Genomic DNA, 17,263 nt, shown 5'->3' on the forward strand with positions numbered 1-17,263 from the left:
TCATGCGCTATCTTCCCCTCACCCCCGATGACCGCGCCGAGATGCTGGCGCGCATCGGCGTGCCCTCGGTGGACGATCTGTTCGCCGACATTCCCGCCGCCCAGCGCGAGCATGAGCTGCCGCGCCTCGCGCTCCACAAGAGCGAGATGGAAGTGGAGCGCGCGCTCGCCCGCCTCGCCGCGCAGAACGTGCCGGCGGGCTCGGTGCCCTTCTTCGTCGGCGCCGGCGCCTATCGCCACCATGTGCCGGCGAGCGTGGACCACCTGATCCAGCGCTCCGAATTCCTCACGTCCTACACGCCGTACCAGCCGGAGATCGCGCAGGGCACCCTGCAATATCTCTTCGAGTTCCAGACGCAGGTGGCCGAGTTGACCGGCATGGAGGTGGCCAACGCCTCCATGTATGACGGCTCCACCGCCGCAGCCGAGGCGGTGCTGATGGCCCACCGCGTCACCCGGCGCCGCAAGGCGCTGCTCGCCGGCAATCTCCACCCGCACTATCGCGCGACCATCGAGACCGTCTCGCGCTATGCGGCGGACGAGGTGGTGGCGCTGGCCCCCGTGCCCACGGGCGGGGAGGACATCATCGCCGCCATCGATGCGGGCTGCTCGTGCGTGGTCGTGCAGTCGCCGGACGTGTTCGGCAACATCGTGGATCTGAAGCCCATCGCCGAGGCGGCCCACAAGGCCGGCGCGCTGCTGATTGCCGTGTTCACCGAGGCGGTCAGCCTCGGCCTCATCGAGCCGCCGGGGGCGCAGGGTGCCGACATCGTGGCCGGCGAGGGCCAGTCCATCGGCAACGCGCTGAATTTCGGCGGCCCCTATGTGGGCCTGTTCGCCACGCGGCAGAAGTTCGTGCGGCAGATGCCCGGCCGCCTCGCCGGCGAGACGGTGGATGCGGAAGGCCGGCGCGGCTTCGTGCTTACCCTGTCCACCCGCGAGCAGCACATCCGCCGGGAGAAGGCGACCTCCAACATCTGCACCAATTCGGGCCTGTGCGCGCTGGCCTTCACCATCCATATGAGCCTGCTCGGCCAGACCGGGCTCACACGGCTGGCCCGCGCCAACCACGCGGCCGCCTGCGACCTCGCGGAGCGGCTCGCCGCCGTGCCGGGGGCGAGCGTGCTCAACGACACCTTCTTCAACGAATTCACCCTGCGCGTGCCGGGCAAGGCTTCGGACGTGGTGGAGAAGCTGGCCGCGAAGGGCATTCTCGGCGGCGTCCCCTATTCCCGCCTCGCTCCCAAGATTTCGCAGGATTTGCCGGGCCTCGACGACCTCATCCTCGTCGCCGCCACCGAGACGACGACAGAAGACGATCGCGCCGCTTACGCCGCCGCGCTGAAGGAGGTGCTGTGATGAACCGCGAAGGCCGTGGCGCGACGACGCCGCACATCGTCGGGGGCACCAGCGAAGGCCCCGTCACCTTCACCGGCAACCGGGGGCTGGACCTTGAGGAAGGGCTGATCTTCGAGATCGGCCGCACCGAGGTGACGGGCGTGGACATCCCCGAGCCCGCCCCCTTCAAGGACCGGCTCGGCGCCCACGCACGCACCGCGCCGCTGGAGCTGCCCGGCCTCTCCGAGCCCGAGGCCATGCGCCATTACGTGCGCCTCTCGCGCATGAACTATGGCATCGACAGCGGGCTGTTTCCGCTCGGCTCCTGCACCATGAAGCACAACCCGCGCCTCAACGAGAAGATGGCGCGGCTGCCCGGCTTTGCCGACATCCACCCGCTCCAGCCCCTCTCCACGGTGAAGGGTGCGCTGGAGCTGATGGCGGAGCTGTCGCGCTATCTGCTGGAGCTGACCGGCATGAAAGCCGTGGCGCTCACCCCCAAGGCGGGCGCGCACGGCGAGCTGTGCGGCATGATGGCCATCAAGGCCGCCCATGCGGCGCGCGGCGAGGCGCAGCGCAACGTGGTGCTGGTGCCGGAGAGCGCCCACGGCACCAACCCCGCCACCGCCGCCCTCATCGGCTATGAGGTGCGCTCCATCCCCGCCCGCGCCGATGGCACGGTGGACCCGGAGGCGGTGAAGGCCGCGCTGGGGCCGGAGGTGGCCGCCCTCATGCTCACCAACCCCAACACCTGCGGCCTGTTCGAGCGGGACGTGGTGGCGATTGCGGAGGCGGTGCATCAGGCCGGCGCCTATTTCTATTCGGACGGCGCCAACTTCAACGCCATCCTCGGCAAGGTGCGCATCGCCGACCTCGGGGTCGATGCCATGCACATCAACCTGCACAAGACCTTCTCCACCCCCCACGGCGGCGGCGGTCCGGGCGCCGGCCCGGTGGTGCTCTCCGAGGCTCTCGCGCCGTTTGCCCCGGTGCCGGCGCTGGTCGCCACCGCGGACGGGCTGGCGCTGGTGGAGGACGAAGGATCGACGGGCGCCGCGCAGGCGCTGGGCCGCATGAGCGCCTTCCACGGCCAGATGGGCATGTTCGTGCGCGCCCTGTCGTGGATGCTCTCCCACGGGGCGGACGGCATGCGGCAGGCCTCGGAGGACGCCGTCCTCTCGGCCAACTATGTCCGCGCCTGCCTGATGGACGTCATGAGCGCCCCCTTCGCCGAGCGCCCGGCCATGCACGAGGCCCTGTTCGACGATGCGTGGCTGGCGGGCACCGGCATCTCCACCCTCGACGTCGCCAAGGCGCTGATCGACGAGGGGTACCACCCCATGACGGTCTACTTCCCGCTGGTGGTCCACGGGGCGATGCTGATCGAGCCGACGGAGAGCGAATCGAAGGCCTCCCTCGACCTCTTCCTCGGTGCCCTGCGCGACCTCGCCATGGCGGCCAAGGCGGGGGACAAGGAGCGCTTCCTCGGCGCCCCCCATTATGCCCCCCGCCGTCGTCTCGACGAGACCCGCGCCGCCCGCGCGCCGGTTTTGCGGTGGGTCAGGCCTGAACCGCTCCCGAACGCCGCCGAATAGGGGGTGTGAACACACCTGACAGGGTGGTGTGAACCACTCTTTCCACCCTGTCAGGAGGGGCTATGCTCGGCCCATGTTCTCCCCCCTCCCCCTCCTCCGCCGCATGCGCCACGGCATGACTCTCGGTGTCCGGGTACTAGCCACAGACCCGGCCGGCCGGCTCCTTTTGGTCCGACATACCTATGTGTCCGGCTGGCATCTTCCCGGCGGAGGGGTGGATTTGGGCGAGACCGCCGAACAGGCGGCGCGGCGCGAATTGCGCGAGGAAGCCAATGTGGAGGCCGAAGGGCCCCTCACCATTTCCGGCTGTTATTTCAATCCCTTGGTCGGAGGGCGGGACCACGTGGTCCTGTACCGCGCGGCGCGGCTGACCATCGGCCCGCGGCCCGAGCGGAACCTCGAAATCGTCGCCGCCGACTTCTTCCCGCCCGACGCTTTGCCTGACGACACCACCCCCGCCACCCTGCGCCGCATCGCCGAATGGCAGGGCGCGCCCCCTTCCGACCGCTGGTGAGGCGCCCTGTCACGGGCGATTGACCGGCGCGGATTGGATAAATACCGCCGCCCGCGCTATCGTGCCGCCTGACGTTTCATCCCAACCGGCGCGCCATGTCCGTCACCCTGTCCCAGGAAACCGAGGTTTCGCAACGGCTTGCACCGCACGCCGATGGCGCGGTCGCGGCTGGACCGGGCATGGGCCGCGCCGGTCTCATCGGCCTCGGCGTGGCCCTGGCCGCGTTCTGTGCCGGCGGGCTGGCGCTGTGGGCGCGCTACGGCGCGGCCGTGTTCTTCGATCTCCTGAGCGCCGGTTTTGCCGCCTGCCTCTGAGACTTAACCGACCGCCCCCAAGGCCTTGAAAACATGTCGCCACGCACGAAAATCATTGCGCTGTTCTCCGCCTTCGCCGCCGGCGCCCTCATCCTCGTCACCGCCGTCACCCTCTTCCTGCCGGAGCCGCCGCCGAAGGTGACGGGGCAGGCAGCCGTGGGCGGGCCCTTCAGCCTCACCGACCAGAACGGGCGGCCGATCACCGAAGCCGCCCTCAAGGGCAAGCCCACGCTCATCTTTTTTGGCTTCACCCACTGCCCGGACGTGTGCCCGACGGCCTTGTTCGAGATGTCGGAAATCTTCAACGCGCTCGGCCCGGACGCGAGCAAGGCGCAGGCCTTCTTCGTCTCGGTGGACCCGGAGCGGGACACGCCGGACGTGCTCAAATCCTATGTTTCGAGCTTCTCGCCGCAGATTGTCGGACTGTCCGGGACGCCGGAGGCGACCGAGCAGATCAAGCGGGAGTTCCGCGTCTATTCCCGCAAGGTGCCGCTGAAGGACGGCGACTACACCATGGACCACACCGCCGTGGTCTATCTCATGGACAAGGACGGCAATTTCGTCGCGCCGTTCAACTCCAAGCGCCCTCCGGCCGAGGCCGCGGCGGAGCTGAAGCGCTACTTCTGAGCCCCCCGCCCCCGCCCCGACGGGCGGCGCCATGCTCGGTCTTCTGCCAGTGGTACGGCCTGCGGATCAGCTCTATCACCGCCCTCCAAGCCGCGACCGAGAGCAAGAGCCAGTAGAAGGGAATGCTCGCGACCGTCCACCAGCCGGGCCTGATGCCCCGCCGCCCCAGCCCTACGGTCATGGTCGCGGCTGCGCCGGCATAGCCGGTGACGAGGGTGGCGTAGGTGAGCGCGCTCGTCACCACCTCCGCCATGCGGGTGCACGGCAGGCCGGCAACGCCGCGCACGATGTCGGCTATGAGGAAAGCGAGGCACAGCGGGTGCACCAGCGCCGCCGCATAGGGGCCCGCCGAAAGCAGAATCAGCGCGATCGTGCCTGCCGGACCGAGGTCGCGCACCAGTGCCCGGGGCCTGCGGCCGTGTACCAGCAGCGTCTGCGCCCAGCCCTTCAGCCAGCGCGTGCGCTGGCCGATCCAGGCGCGCCGCGTCACCGGCGCCTCCTCAAATGTGGTGGAGGAGATGACGCGGGTCTGCCAGCCGGCGCGGGCGAGACGGATGCCGAGGTCGGCGTCCTCGGTGACGTTGTAAGGGTCCCATCCGCCCACCTGATCGAGGACGCGGCGGCGGAAATGGTTCGAGGTGCCGCCGAGCGGAATAGGCAGGCCGAGGGCGCTGAGCGCCGGCAGCAGGACGTCGAACTGGCCGGCATATTCGGCGGCGAACTGGGCTGAGATCCAGCTGTCACCGCCATTGTCGATGCACAGCCGCGCTTGCACGCAGCCCACCTTCGGCCCGCCCGCACGGAACGCGGCGACCACCCGGCGCAGCTGATCGGGCTCCGGCAGGTCCTCGGCGTCATAGATCGCGACGATGCTGCCGCGGACGAAGGGCAGCGCCGCTTCAAGTGCCTTCGGCTTGGTGCGCGGCCCGACCGGCGCGACCACCACCTCCGCCATATGCGGCGGCAGCTCCAGTGCGGTGATGGCGGCGCGGGTGGCATGGTCGTCCGCTTCGACGACGAGTTTGATGTCGAGCTTCTCGGGGGGATAGTCGAGCGCCGAGAGGGCCGCGACCAGCCACGGCACGCTCGCCGCCTCGTCATAGAGCGGCACCAGGAGCGAATAGACCGGCAGGGAACGCGCATCGAGCACCGGCAGCGGCTCCTCCGGCGGCACATAGATGCAGCCGGCGAAGCGCAGGGCGATCCAAGCCAGGAAGACGAGTGAAAGCGCCGCCTGAACGGCGAGAAGGCCCATTTCCGGTGCCAGCGCCAGCAGCAGCGCGAGCGGCAGGCCGATGGCGGCGGCCGCGAGCCCGACGATGCGGCCGGGCCGCAGCGTCGATGCCGATTTGAACGGATCGGCCAGGACGAGGCGCCCCGTCGCGGCGGCGGCGAAGCTGGGGGCGCAGACAGCGCCGACGCGCCGGGCGAGCGCCGCCGGGCTGATCAGCTCCACCCGCGAGGCGAGGCCCGCATCCCGCTTCAGCGCCCGACGCAGGCGCTGGACGATGCGGCCCCGCGCCGCCATCACGAAGCGCGGGCGCCCGCTACCGGTCCCGATCACGAGAGTGCCGGTGCGCAGCACGGCCTCCGCCACAGCGGGGTCATCCGGCAGGCTGGCGAGGTTCGGCGTGGCCACGGAAAGACCGAGGTCGCGGGCGAGCAGACGTGTGGCGGTTTGGTCATCGAGCACGCCCGAGGCGACAAGCACCTCGTCGACGCCAACCCCTACAAGCCGGGCGCGCGCTGCGGCGGCACGCAATTCGTCAGCATCCACGTGATCGCGATAGGGACGAAGCTCCGAGGCCGGCAGGGCGCTCGCGATGGATGCCGGCAGCGGGGCGGAGGCCGCCCCGTCGTCTCGAGCGCGGAGCAGGTCCCGCCCAAGGTCGCGATGGTCCTCGCCCGCATCATGGCTTACATGGCTCCGCCCCTTGCGGGCGGCCCCGGCATCCCCCACCATGCCCCGACCCTCATGCAACCCTAGGGTAAGCTTGCCGCAATGCTTCCACCAGCCTCTTTCCTGAGCATCCCTGCCGCCCGCCGCACACCCTCGCGTCGGGCCGGCCTCCACGCTCTGGTTCTGGCCGTGGTGGCGCTGACGGCAACAGCGGCGGTGGCTCAGCAGCCGCCGGCGAGGCCGGCGCAGGGCGGCCCCCCGCCGCTGGTGGAGCGAGCGGATAAGATCGCCATCACGCCGGTGGTGGTTCCGAATTTCTGGAATGTGGAGCGCCGGCTCGAGCGCCCCGACGCCGCCAAGCTCCCGAAGGAGCTGCGGTTCGTCACGACGGACGATTACCCGCCCTTCAACTTCATCAACTCCACCGGAGCCCTTTCCGGCTTCAACATCGATCTGGCGCGGGCGATCTGCGCAGAACTCTCGGTCACCTGCAGCTTCCAGACCGCGGCGTTCGCTGACGTGGCGGATGTGGTGGACCAGGGCCGGGCGGAAGCGGCGATCGCCGGCCTCGTCGCCACCCCGGCCTCCCGGGCGACGCTGGACTTCTCCGAGCGCTACCTCGGCACGCCCGCGCGCTTCGTGGGCCGCAAGCAGGAGATACTGGCGAAGGCAACACCCGAGGAGGTGGCTTCCAAAAAGGTGGCCGTGGTGAGCCGCACCGCGCACGAAGCCTATCTGCGCTCCTTCTTCAACGAAGCCGCCATCCGCCCCTATCCCGATCTCAAGGCGGCCCAGGAGGCGCTGAAAGCCGGGCAGGTGGACCTTCTGTTCGGCGACGGAATCACCCTGGCGCTCTGGCTGAACGGCACCGACAGCGCCGCCTGCTGCCGCTTCGTGGGCGGCCCCTTCACCGAAAGCCGCTTCTTCGGCGATGGCTTCTCTGTGGCGGTGAAGGAAGGCAACGATACGCTGCGCCACGCCGTGGATTTTGCCCTCCAGCGCATCTGGGAAAAGGGCGTCTACACCGACCTCTATCTGCGCTGGTTCCCCGTCGGCTTCTACTGACGGCGCCTCACGCCGAACCGGCGCTCAGGTGCGGCCCGGCCGCTGGCCGGCGATGAGCCGTGCCGTGCGTTCGATGGCCGGCGCATCATCGGCGAGCCGGTCGGTCAGCAGGTGCAGCCAGTTGAAGCCGATATAGAGGCCAACGCGATCGTCGATCTCCGACGCAGGGATCTCCCCGCGTTCCGCTGCGCGCTCGAACATGTGGCAGAGGTCGCGGAGCCGGTCGGGCAGGAACTTGTCGCGCAGGGCGGAAAGGGCGGCGTCGGTGGTCTGGGCTTCGGCGATGAGCGCCCGGAAGATGCTGCCCGACGGCGTGTCCCGCCAGAAGCCCCACAACGCACGGGTATAGGCGAGAAGGTCGCTCCAGAGGGCGCCGGTATCGGGCAGGGCCATGTGGCTCGCCTTCTCCGCCGCGTAGACGTCGATCAGCAGGTCCGCCTTGGTCGCCCACCAGCGATAGATAGTCGGCTTGCCGGCCCCGGCGCGACGGGCCACCTCCTCGATGGAGAAGCCGGCATATCCGCGCTCCGCGAGCAGTGCCCGGGCTGCCGTCAGAATCGCCGCCTCCGCATCCGGATTGCGCCGCGCGCCAATGGATGAGCGACGACGGTCTGCGGGGCTGGTCTCGGGCATCGGATGGGCCTTTCGCCAATTTCCTCTTGCATAACGAAACGGACCGTATATATCAAACCATATCGGAACGGATCGTTTCGTTTAGGTACGCATCGCCTCAGGAACCGTTGCCATGAGCAGCCTCGCCATTCTCGCACACCTGCGCTTTCTGGGACTGATGATGATCGGCGCCTACGCCCTCATCAATGCCATTCTGGCGCTCCTCTCGCCCATCACCGCGGGATGGCCCATCTGGGCCTCGACGCTGCTGGCGGTGCCGCCCATGGTGATGGGCATGGTACACCTCGTGCTCCCCATCGCACGGCGCCACCTCGCTCGTCCCGACGGCAAGCGGGCGTGAGCCCATACGAAAGAGCCGCCCCGTTCGCACGGGACGGCTCCTGAAGCTCGAAACAGAGCGAAAGAAGAACGGTCAGTGCCGCGGCGCGGGCAAGCCGAGCTGCGAGGAAGGGGCCGGGCGGGCAGCCTCGGCCCGCTTGTGCTCGCGGCGGGCGGCGCGCGCCTCGCGACGATAGCGGCCCTGCCGCGCCCAGGTGACGGCCCCACCGGCGATGACCCCGACGATCACCGCCGCGAAAATGATCGCGAACAGCGGCAGCGTCACCGACAGGGCGGGATGATCCGGCGAGAACGGATCAAGGGAGAGCGTCACCGGCTTGCGGTTCGCAACGGCCAGAGCCACGGCGAGGATCGCCAGCGGCAGGCCGATGAGGATGGAGAGGAAGCGGCTCACGGGGCCTACTTTCCAGCGTTGAGACGCTCGCGCATCTCCTTGCCGGTCTTGAAATAGGGAACGGTCTTCTCGCTCACGTCCACCTGCTTGCCGGTGCGCGGGTTGCGCCCCACACGGGCGTCGCGCTTCTTCACCGAGAAGGCGCCAAAGCCGCGCAGCTCCACACGATCCCCCCGCTCCAGCGCGGAAGCGATCTGCTCCAAGATGGCGTTGACGATGTTCTCCACGTCCCTCTGGTAGAGGTGCGGATTGGCCTCGGCGATCTTCTGGACGAGCTCGGACTTGATCATTTTGGCCCCAGTTCCCTCGAAATCATCCGCCGAAAGCGAGCCATAGCCCTCAATGGCGGGCGGTGGGCGGCCGGACGTCCGGCATTGTTATCGGTGCTGACGGATGGCCGCCAAGCGCTTGTAAAAGCGACCCTAACCCTAGCTCCGAGGGTGCCAGAGGGCCAACAGACCGTCAAGTTGACCGCGCTCCAGCGCGCCTTTCGCCGCATCCGTCAGGAGCGCTGCCGCCTGCGGGAAGCCGAGCGCACTCACGACCCCGCGCGCGGTGCCCAGAAGCCAGCCGAATTCGTCGCCAACCTCCTTGGTGCGCCAGGTGCGTACCTTGAGAGCCTCGCTCACGCCCTTCTCCCGGGCGAGCCACGCACGGGCGGTGCGCTCGTCGCCGAGTTCGTCCACGAGCTGGAGTTCTAGGCCCTGATGACCGGTGAAGACGCGGCCATCGGAAACGTTGGCGAGCTTGGCATCAGAGAGCTTGCGGCGATCGCCGACGAGATCCTTGAACCAGGCGTAGCTGTCCTTCACCAGCGAATCCACGGCGGCGCGCGCCTCAGGCGTCACCGGCGTATAGGGATTGGGCGAGGCCTTGAGCGGGGAGGACTTGATGTCCTCTATGGTCACACCCACGGTCTTGAGCAGCTCGGTGAAGTTGGGGAACTGGTAGATCACGCCCACCGAGCCGACCAGCGCATTGCGGCGGGCCACGATGTGGTCGGCGCCCAGCGCCGCGATATAGGCGCCAGAGGCGGCGACGCCCTCCACCACGGCAACGACCGGCTTCTTGGCGGCGAGGCGGCGGAGCGCGTCGAACAATTGCTCGGAGCCCGTCACGGTGCCGCCGGGGCTGTCGATGGACAGGATGACGGCGCTGGCACGGGACCGCCCGATCTCCTCCAGAAGCTCCACCCGCTCCCGATCGTTGCGGATGATGCCGCCGATCATGATCCGCGCCACATGGGGCGAGGAGGCGGGAATGTCGCGGCCGATCAGGGCCGACACGCCCACCGCCACGGCGGCGACGACGCCGAGCACCCCGAGCACCCGCCAGAATGTGACCTTCCGCCGAAGGCGGCGGCGTTCGACGATCTGGTCGGCATCCAACGACATGGTGCGCGTTCCTCGGCAGGCAGTCTCAAGCCCCACGCGGACTTAAGCAGGCGGGGCGGCGTTGGCAAGCGTTCCCGCGCGGCGAGCCTACCCCGCCAGCGCGGCGATGACAGCGTTGAGGACCGGGAAGCCGGCCGCGGTCGCGCGCAGCCGGCCGTCCTTGAACGCCACCAGCCCTTCCGCCTCCAGCGTGGCGAGGCGTTCCGGATCGATGCGGCCGCCGAGGCGGGCATGACGGGCGAGGTCCACGCCCTCCGTCAGGCGCAGGCCCATGAGCAGCATCTCGTCCGCCTGCTCGGCTGCCGACAGCGTCTCGTCGGAAATGACGCCGTGCCCGTCCGCCTCCACCCGCTTCAGCCACTCTTCCGGCGACCGCTCGGTGAAGGTGGCGTGGCGCATGTCGCCCGACACCAGCCGCCCATGGGCTCCGGCGCCGATGCCGGCGTAGGTGCCATAGCGCCAGTAGACGAGATTGTGCCGCGCCTCGGCCCCCGGCCGGGCATGGTTGGAAACCTCGTAGGCGGGAAGGCCAGCCTGCGCCGTCACCTCCTGCGTCACGTCCCAGAGGGCGCGGGAGAGATCGTCATCGGGAAGAATGAGCTTTCCGGCGCCGTACAGCCGCTCGAACGGCGTACCCGGCTCGATGGTGAGCTGGTAGAGGGACAGGTGCTCGCAGCCTTCGCCGAGCGCGCGCCGCAGCTCCGCCGCCCAGGCATCCGGTGTCTGGCGCGGGCGGGCATAGATGAGATCGAAGGAGACGCGATCGAAGGCTCGACGCGCGATGGCGACGGCGGCCAGCGCCTCCGCCACCGAGTGCATCCGCCCGAGCCCCTGAAGGTCCGCATCGTCCAGCGCCTGAACGCCGAGGGAGACGCGGTTGACCCCCGCGGCCCGGTAGCCGTGGAACCGCTCCGCCTCCACGGAGGTCGGGTTCGCCTCCAGTGTCACCTCTGCATCGGCGGTGAGCGGCCAGGCCTCGTTGATGGCCTCCAGGATCGCGCCCACAGTGGCGGGTGCCATGAGGGAGGGCGTACCGCCGCCGAAAAAGACCGTCTGCGCCCTCTGCGGTCCCGACAGCGCCCGCGCGTGGGCGATCTCGCGCCGGAAGGCCGCGATATAGCGCGCCTCGTCCGGCGGCACGAGCCGGACGTGGCTGTTGAAGTCGCAATAGGGGCACTTGGCCTTGCAGAATGGCCAATGGACGTAGACCCCGAAGCCGCCCGCCGTATCGGCGACACCCTCGCTCCCGAACGGGAGAGGGTGTGCCGGAGCGCTCACGGAGGGCGCGGTGTTCGAGATCGTCGTCACCCCTTCAGGCACGCCTTCGAGAGCTTCAGGAAGGCGCGGGCACGATGGGAGAGGCCGAAGCCCTTGGGCGGCATGCCGTGCTTCTCGTCCGCGGTCATCTCGGCGAAGGTCTTCACATGGCCCTCGGGGAGGAACATGGGATCGTAGCCGAAACCCTTGGCGCCGCGGGGCGGCCAGACGAGGGTGCCGTCCACGGTGCCCTCGAACTCCTCCAGATGCCCATCCGGCCAAGCGATGCAGAGTGCCGAGACGAACCGGGCATGGCGCTGGGCGGGCTCGGTGGCGCCGACCTTCTGAAGTTCGGCCTCCACCTTCTCCATGGCCATCTCGAAATCGCGGTCGGGTCCCGCCCAGCGGGCGGTGTGGATGCCCGGCGCGCCGCCGAGGGCGTCGATGACGAGCCCACTGTCGTCGGCGAAGGCCGGCAGCTGCGACGCGTTCGCCGCCGCCACAGCCTTCAGCCGCGCGTTGCCGGCGAACGTCTCCTCGGTCTCCTCGGGCTCACGCAGGTTGAGGTCGCCGGCAGCGATCGCCTCCACCCCGTGCGGCTCGAGGAGCATCTTCATCTCGATGAGCTTGCCCGGATTGTGGGTCGCCACAACGAGCTGGCCGGTGAGCTGGCGCGACATCAGCCCACCGCCAGCTTCTGCAGGGAAACGAGCTGATCGACCCCCGAGCGGGCGAGGGAGAGCAGCGACAGCAGTTCGTCCTGGGTGAACGGCGTCTTTTCCGCCGTGCCCTGGATTTCCACGATGCCGCCGGTGCCGGTCATGACGAAATTGGCGTCGGTCTCAGCCACCGAATCCTCGGCGTAGTCGAGGTCGAGCACGGGCGTGCCCTCGTAGATGCCGCAGGAAACCGCCGCCAGATGCTGCTTGAGCGGCATTTCCTTGATCATGGAGCGGGACTTCATCCAGCTCAGGCAGTCATGGAGGGCGATCCAGGCGCCCGTGATGGAAGCAGTGCGGGTGCCGCCATCGGCCTGGAGCACATCGCAATCGATGGTGATCTGCTTCTCGCCCATCGCCACGAGATCCGTGACCGAGCGGAGCGAACGCCCGATCAGGCGCTGGATTTCCTGGGTGCGACCGGACTGCTTGCCGGTGGTGGATTCGCGACGGGTGCGGTCATGGGTGGCGCGGGGCAGCATGGAATATTCCGCCGTCACCCAGCCGCGTCCCTGGCCTTTCAGCCACGGCGGCAGGCGCTCCTCCAGCGTCGCGGAGACGAGAACGTGGGTGTCGCCGAACTTCACGAGGCAGGAGCCTTCCGCGTGGCGCATCACGCCCCGTTCAAAGGACACCGCGCGCATCTCGTCGGGGGCGCGCTTGCTGGGGCGCATGATGGATACCTCATTGTGCGTCATGGGCGCTCCTTTTAGAGCGCCGCGCGCCCAGAGGAAAGCAAGGCGCGCGACGACGCCCGCCCGGCGCTTGAACCCAGCCCCCGCGAGGGACACATTAGGGACAGCAAAATCCTTTGCTTCGAAGGCTGAACCCGTGGCGCTCGATCCGTTCCTGCCCCTGTCGTCCGGCGGCCTCGCGCAAATCGACCAGCGCTCGCGCGAGATTTTCCGCCAGATCGTCGAGAGTTACCTCGCCACCGGGGAGCCGGTCGGCTCGCGCAACATCGCCCGCCTGATCCCCATGACGCTGTCCCCCGCCTCGGTTCGCAACGTGATGGCGGACCTGGAGGCGGCCGGCCTCATCTATGCCCCCCACACCAGCGCCGGTCGCCTGCCCACCGAGCGCGGCCTGCGTTTCTTCGTGGATGCTCTGATGGAGGTGGGCGACGTCAACGAGCGCGACCGGGCCAATATCGAGACGCAGGTGCTTGCCGCCGCACGGACCACAACGGTGGAAGGCGTGCTGCAGGAAGCCTCCGCCTTGCTGTCGGGCCTCGCCCGCGGTGCCGGGGTCGTCACCGCCACCAAGACGGACCCGCGCCTGAAGCATGTGGAGTTCGTTCCGCTGGAACCGGGCCGCGCCCTCGTCATCCTCGTGTCCGAGGACGGGCAGGTGGAGAACCGCGCGCTGGCGCTGCCCCCGGGCCTGCCGGCTTCCGCCCTCACCGAGGCGACCAATTTCCTCAACGCCCGCATCCGCGGCCGTACCCTCTCCGATGCGCGGCAGGAGATGGACAGCCTCCTCGCCGAGCTCAACCGCGATCTCGATGCCCTCACCGCGCGCGTCGTGGAGGCCGGGCTTGCCTCCTGGTCCGGCGACGGGCCCGGCGAGCGCACCCTCATCGTGCGCGGGCAGGCGAAACTGCTGGAGGATCTGCGCGCGCTGGAGGACCTGGAGCGCATCCGCCTGCTGTTTGACGATCTCGAGACCAAGCGCGAGGTCTCCGAACTGCTCGGCCGGGCGGAGGAGGCGCAGGCGCTGCGCATCTTCATCGGCTCGGAGAACCGGCTGTTCTCCCTCTCCGGCTCCTCCACCATCGTCGCACCCTATCGCGACGGGCAGGGCCGGGTGCTGGGCGTGCTCGGTGTCATCGGCCCGACCCGGCTCAATTATGGCCGCATCGTCCCCATGGTGGACTTCACCGCTCGGCTGGTCAGCCGCATCCTCGGTGCACCGGGCGCGGACGCGGCGTGAGGGATAAGGATCACTACGACTTGATTTTTCCCCCCATCGCCCCGATATGCGCCGGGACGATTGGCCTTTGCCCGGCGGCATGGTGACCCCGGGCGAATCTCAAGGCAGGGGAAGTAACCGGATGAGCGAGCAGAAGCGCGCGCCCGAGACCGGCGGCGACGCAAGCGAAAACGGTACCGCGCAGGGCAATGCGCAGGTGAACGAGGCGACCGCCGAGGCGGAAGCCACCGCCATGGCGGACGCCGCCATCGGCGATCCGGCCGGCGACAAGGCGCGTCTGGAAGGCGAGATCGCTAGCCTCAAGGACAAGTTCCTGCGCGCCTTCGCGGAGGCGGAGAACGTGCGCCGCCGCGCCGAGAAGGAAATCCAGGACGCCAAGACCTACGGCATCGCCTCCTTCGCCCGCGACGTGCTGAACGTGGCGGACGATCTTGCCCGGGCCCTCGGCTCGGTGGAGGCGGAGGCCAAGGCGACCGCCGAAGGCGGCTTCAAGGCGCTGTTGGATGGGCTGGAACTGACCGAGCGCGGTCTGGTCAAGGCGCTGGAGAAGCACGGCATTCGCAAGATCGAGCCGAAGGGGGAGAAGTTCGATCCGAACCTCCACCAGGCCATGTTCGAGGTGCCGGATCCGAGTGTGCCGACCGGCACTGTGGTGCAGGTGGTCCAGGCGGGCTACGTGATCGGCGAGCGGGTGCTGCGTCCGGCCATGGTGGGAGTTGCCCGCGGCGGACCGAAGGCCGAGGCCAACAAGGCGACCGGCGCGGCCTGAGCTGAGCTTTTTGAAGGATTAGATATCGTTGGAGGCGGATACGTTCCGCCTCCCGTGATCGCCGCCGCCTGAACCACCCCCCGAGCCCGCTCCCGCCCCGATCAGGTCGGCGAGGGCGTCGGCAATGACGCGGCTGGTATACGGCTTGGCGACCCGCGGCGCGTCGGCAAACTCCGCCGGCATGCGCACGCTTCCAGTGTAGCCCGAGCAGAAGATGAAGGGGATGCCGCGTTCGGCAAGGATCGCGGCGGCCGGATAAACCGGCTCTCCGGCGAGATTGACGTCGAGAATGGCGGCATCGATCTGCTCAGACGAAGCGGCTGTGACCGCAGCGGCGAGGCTCGCGACCGGCCCGACCACGGTATAGCCCAGCGACCTGAGATTGTCGTCGAGCCCCAGTGCCACGAGATACTCGTCCTCAACGACGAGAACCCGCCTTCCCGACAAGATCATTCTTCTACGCCTTGGCTGACTGCATGTCCCCACAGGGCCATGTCCGGGTTCAACCAGCCGCGGAAAAAAAAGTTCCACGCACCGCAGCAAGGCATTGGGGAACACCGGAAGGGCTGAAATGTGCCCTTCCGGGGCATCGCACGAAGGTCAGTCCTTGGCCCGCTCGACGTAGGAGGCATCGGCGGTCATGACCACCACGCGGGTACCGGCGGAGACATGCGGCGGCACCATGGTGCGCACACCGTTGGAAAGAACGGCCGGCTTGTAGGACGAGGAGGCCGTCTGGCCCTTCACGGTCGGCTCGGTGTCCACGATCTCCAGCACCACGCGGGCCGGAAGCTCGATGGCGATCGGCACGCCGTTATGGGTGGAGAGCATGCATTCCATGCCTTCCTGGAGATAGACGGACTGGTCGCCCATCACATCCTTCGGCACGGTCACTTGATCATAGTTTTCCGGGTTCATGAAGGTGTAGCCGTCGGAATCCTCGTAGAGGAAGGTGTGCGGGCGATCTTCCACGAAGGCCCGCTCCACCTGCTCGGTGGTGCGGTAGCGCTCGGAGATCTTCACGCCATCGGAGATGCGGCGCATGTCGAGCTGCGTCACCGGCGTGCCCTTGCCGGGATGGATATTCTCGGCGGTGAGAACAACGTACAGCTTGTCGTCGATGTCGACCACGTTGCCCTTGCGCAGGGTGCTGGCGATAACCTTGACCACGTCGGCTCTTCCTTGACCTAGATGCGCGGCGCCCGCGCCGATTGAAAAATGGGGGACGGCGGCGCCGTCTGGCTGGTTCGGCGCGCACCATAGCGATAATGGCGCGCAACGCCAGTCTTGCCCCCGTCTTTCCGGCTCTGGGCCGCACCAGCGGCTAGCAAGACAGGTGGCCGCAACGAGGACCCTATGTCATGGCGGTATCGAGTTCCTCGCCGGTTCCCCCCTCCCCTCCGTGGTGGCGGCCGGACGTTCATGCGGATCGCCGCCCCTTTCTGCTCGCGCGCGGGCGCATCGCTGCCGCCGTGCGCGCAGCCCTCACGGAAGACGGATTCATCGAGGTCGAGACACCGGTGCTTCAGGTCTCGCCGGGGAACGAGACACACCTCCACGCCTTCGGCACGGACCTGGTTGGGCCGGACGGGGCGATGCGCCGGCTCTATCTGCGCACATCGCCCGAGTTCGCCGCCAAGAAGCTGCTGGCAGCCGGGGAGCCGACGATCTTCGAGTTCGCCCGCGTCTTCCGCAATCGCGAGCGCGGCATGGCGCACCATCCGGAATTCACCATGCTGGAATGGTATCGCGCCGGCGCGCCCTACACGGCGATGATGGAGGATTGCGCCATCCTCCTCGTCCGCGCCGCCGAGGCGGGCGGGGTCTCGGCCTTCCACTATCGCGGCAAGGCCTGCGATCCCTTCGCCCTGGCGGAGCGCCTGACGCTCGTCGCGGCCTTCGCCCGTCATGCAGAGATGAACCTCGAAGCCCTTCTGCCGGCTCCCGGCGCCCCGCCCGATGCCGCCGCCTTCGCCCGCGCCGCGGCCGAGGCCGGCATCCGCACCGCGCCCGACGACACCTGGGGGGACGTCTTCTCGCGCGTGCTGGTGGAGAAGATCGAGCCTCATCTGGGCCTCGGCCACCCCACCATCCTCACCGACTATCCCGTGAGCGAGGCGGCTCTCGCCCGGCCGAAGCCGGACGACCCGCGCTTTGCCGAACGCTTTGAGCTCTATTGCTGCGGACTGGAGCTGGCCAATGCCTTCGGCGAGCTGACGGACGCAGCCGAACAGCGCCGGCGCTTCGAAAACGACATGGACGAGAAGAAGCGGCTGTACGGCGAGCGCTATCCGCTCGACGAGGATTTCCTCGCGGCGCTGGCCCTCATGCCTCCGGCAAGCGGCTGCGCGCTCGGCTTCGACCGGCTCGCCCTGCTGGCGAGCGGGGCGCGGCGGATCGAGGACGTGCTGTGGGCGCCGGTCGCGGGAGGCTAGAGCATCCTTGCGACCGCTCCCGCCCAGCGACCCGGCTTG

Annotated in this window: 20 protein-coding genes; 10 read left to right on the forward strand and 10 right to left on the reverse strand. The window is 68.7% G+C overall.

Going from position 1 to position 17,263, the window contains the following annotated elements; genetic code table 11:
* Nucleotides 1–2 precede the first annotated feature (2 nt).
* The 5 genes from gcvPA to FHT36_RS07040 all read left to right on the forward strand — a co-directional run bounded on the left by gcvPA (nt 3) and on the right by FHT36_RS07040 (nt 4,387).
* Nucleotides 3–1,358, forward strand: a complete 1,356-nt coding sequence (gene gcvPA / locus FHT36_RS07020; protein WP_169121792.1) for an aminomethyl-transferring glycine dehydrogenase subunit GcvPA — start codon at nt 3–5, stop codon at nt 1,356–1,358.
* Nucleotides 1,358–2,932: an aminomethyl-transferring glycine dehydrogenase subunit GcvPB gene (gcvPB, locus tag FHT36_RS07025; RefSeq protein ID WP_169121793.1), complete on the forward strand. Its 1,575-nt coding sequence runs from the start codon at nt 1,358–1,360 to the stop codon at nt 2,930–2,932. Before gcvPA ends, gcvPB begins: the two co-directional genes overlap by 1 nt.
* A gap of 115 nt (nt 2,933–3,047) precedes the next feature.
* Nucleotides 3,048–3,446 (forward strand): NUDIX domain-containing protein, encoded by a 399-nt coding sequence (locus FHT36_RS07030; RefSeq protein WP_281805877.1) that lies wholly within the window; start codon nt 3,048–3,050, stop codon nt 3,444–3,446.
* A gap of 95 nt (nt 3,447–3,541) precedes the next feature.
* The gene (locus tag FHT36_RS07035; protein ID WP_169121795.1) at nt 3,542–3,760 is read left to right on the forward strand and encodes a hypothetical protein; all 219 of its coding nucleotides are present in this window, start codon (nt 3,542–3,544) and stop codon (nt 3,758–3,760) included.
* A gap of 33 nt (nt 3,761–3,793) precedes the next feature.
* Nucleotides 3,794–4,387: an SCO family protein gene (locus FHT36_RS07040; RefSeq protein WP_169121796.1), complete on the forward strand. Its 594-nt coding sequence runs from the start codon at nt 3,794–3,796 to the stop codon at nt 4,385–4,387.
* Here the strand turns inward: FHT36_RS07040 and FHT36_RS07045 are convergent.
* Nucleotides 4,332–6,350: a glycosyltransferase gene (locus FHT36_RS07045; RefSeq protein WP_169121797.1), complete on the reverse strand. Its 2,019-nt coding sequence runs from the start codon at nt 6,348–6,350 to the stop codon at nt 4,332–4,334. The two genes, FHT36_RS07040 and FHT36_RS07045, sit on opposite strands and share 56 nt — an antisense overlap.
* Before the next feature lie 39 nt (nt 6,351–6,389).
* Here FHT36_RS07045 and FHT36_RS07050 point away from each other — a divergent pair, with 39 nt between their 5' ends.
* The gene (locus FHT36_RS07050; RefSeq protein ID WP_246702073.1) at nt 6,390–7,352 is read left to right on the forward strand and encodes a transporter substrate-binding domain-containing protein; all 963 of its coding nucleotides are present in this window, start codon (nt 6,390–6,392) and stop codon (nt 7,350–7,352) included.
* Between the two features lie 24 nt (nt 7,353–7,376).
* Here the strand turns inward: FHT36_RS07050 and FHT36_RS07055 are convergent, their stop codons facing one another.
* Nucleotides 7,377–7,985, reverse strand: coding sequence for a TetR/AcrR family transcriptional regulator (locus tag FHT36_RS07055; protein ID WP_169121798.1), 609 nt, complete (start codon nt 7,983–7,985; stop codon nt 7,377–7,379).
* A gap of 112 nt (nt 7,986–8,097) precedes the next feature.
* Between FHT36_RS07055 and FHT36_RS07060 the strand changes: the two genes are divergently transcribed.
* A complete protein-coding gene (locus FHT36_RS07060; RefSeq protein WP_169121799.1) occupies nt 8,098–8,325 on the forward strand; it encodes a hypothetical protein in 228 nt (75 codons plus the stop codon).
* A 72-nt stretch (nt 8,326–8,397) separates the two neighbouring features.
* On the opposite strand, the gene FHT36_RS07065 is transcribed toward FHT36_RS07060, so the two are convergent.
* The 6 genes from FHT36_RS07065 to rph form a co-directional block, all read right to left on the reverse strand.
* On the reverse strand, nt 8,398–8,718 hold the full coding sequence (locus FHT36_RS07065; RefSeq protein WP_169121800.1) for a lipopolysaccharide assembly protein LapA domain-containing protein: 321 nt from the start codon (nt 8,716–8,718) through the stop codon (nt 8,398–8,400).
* A 5-nt stretch (nt 8,719–8,723) separates the two neighbouring features.
* Nucleotides 8,724–9,008, reverse strand: coding sequence for an integration host factor subunit beta (gene ihfB, locus FHT36_RS07070; protein WP_169121801.1), 285 nt, complete (start codon nt 9,006–9,008; stop codon nt 8,724–8,726).
* Nucleotides 9,009–9,146: 138 nt separating this feature from the next.
* Nucleotides 9,147–10,112, reverse strand: a complete 966-nt coding sequence (gene sppA / locus FHT36_RS07075; protein ID WP_169121802.1) for a signal peptide peptidase SppA — start codon at nt 10,110–10,112, stop codon at nt 9,147–9,149.
* An 87-nt stretch (nt 10,113–10,199) separates the two neighbouring features.
* A complete protein-coding gene (gene hemW / locus FHT36_RS07080; RefSeq protein ID WP_169121803.1) occupies nt 10,200–11,390 on the reverse strand; it encodes a radical SAM family heme chaperone HemW in 1,191 nt (396 codons plus the stop codon).
* Between the two features lie 26 nt (nt 11,391–11,416).
* The gene (gene rdgB, locus FHT36_RS07085; RefSeq protein WP_169121804.1) at nt 11,417–12,049 is read right to left on the reverse strand and encodes an RdgB/HAM1 family non-canonical purine NTP pyrophosphatase; all 633 of its coding nucleotides are present in this window, start codon (nt 12,047–12,049) and stop codon (nt 11,417–11,419) included.
* Entirely contained in the window at nt 12,049–12,762 is a 714-nt protein-coding gene (rph, locus tag FHT36_RS07090; protein WP_169122204.1) for a ribonuclease PH, read from the reverse strand. The genes rdgB and rph overlap by 1 nt, the downstream gene beginning before the upstream one ends.
* A 157-nt stretch (nt 12,763–12,919) precedes the next feature.
* Here rph and hrcA point away from each other — a divergent pair, with 157 nt between their 5' ends.
* Both hrcA and grpE read left to right on the forward strand, forming a co-directional pair.
* On the forward strand, nt 12,920–14,020 hold the full coding sequence (gene hrcA, locus FHT36_RS07095) for a heat-inducible transcriptional repressor HrcA (RefSeq protein ID WP_169121805.1): 1,101 nt from the start codon (nt 12,920–12,922) through the stop codon (nt 14,018–14,020).
* A 121-nt stretch (nt 14,021–14,141) separates the two neighbouring features.
* Nucleotides 14,142–14,789: a nucleotide exchange factor GrpE gene (gene grpE, locus FHT36_RS07100; protein WP_169121806.1), complete on the forward strand. Its 648-nt coding sequence runs from the start codon at nt 14,142–14,144 to the stop codon at nt 14,787–14,789.
* 18 nt (nt 14,790–14,807) lie between these two features.
* Here grpE and FHT36_RS07105 read toward each other — a convergent pair whose 3' ends face one another.
* Both FHT36_RS07105 and efp read right to left on the reverse strand, forming a co-directional pair.
* Nucleotides 14,808–15,242, reverse strand: coding sequence for a response regulator (locus tag FHT36_RS07105; protein ID WP_246702074.1), 435 nt, complete (start codon nt 15,240–15,242; stop codon nt 14,808–14,810).
* Between the two features lie 147 nt (nt 15,243–15,389).
* Complete coding sequence (gene efp / locus FHT36_RS07110; RefSeq protein WP_169121807.1) at nt 15,390–15,959, reverse strand: elongation factor P; 570 nt, start codon at nt 15,957–15,959, stop codon at nt 15,390–15,392.
* 191 nt (nt 15,960–16,150) lie between these two features.
* On the opposite strand from efp, the gene epmA reads away from it, so the two are divergent.
* On the forward strand, nt 16,151–17,224 hold the full coding sequence (gene epmA, locus FHT36_RS07115; protein ID WP_169121808.1) for an EF-P lysine aminoacylase EpmA: 1,074 nt from the start codon (nt 16,151–16,153) through the stop codon (nt 17,222–17,224).
* Nucleotides 17,225–17,263: the final 39 nt, after the last annotated feature.

Source organism: Xanthobacter sp. SG618 (genome assembly GCF_012932745.1).
Taxonomy (GTDB): Bacteria; Pseudomonadota; Alphaproteobacteria; order Rhizobiales; family Xanthobacteraceae; genus Xanthobacter; species Xanthobacter flavus.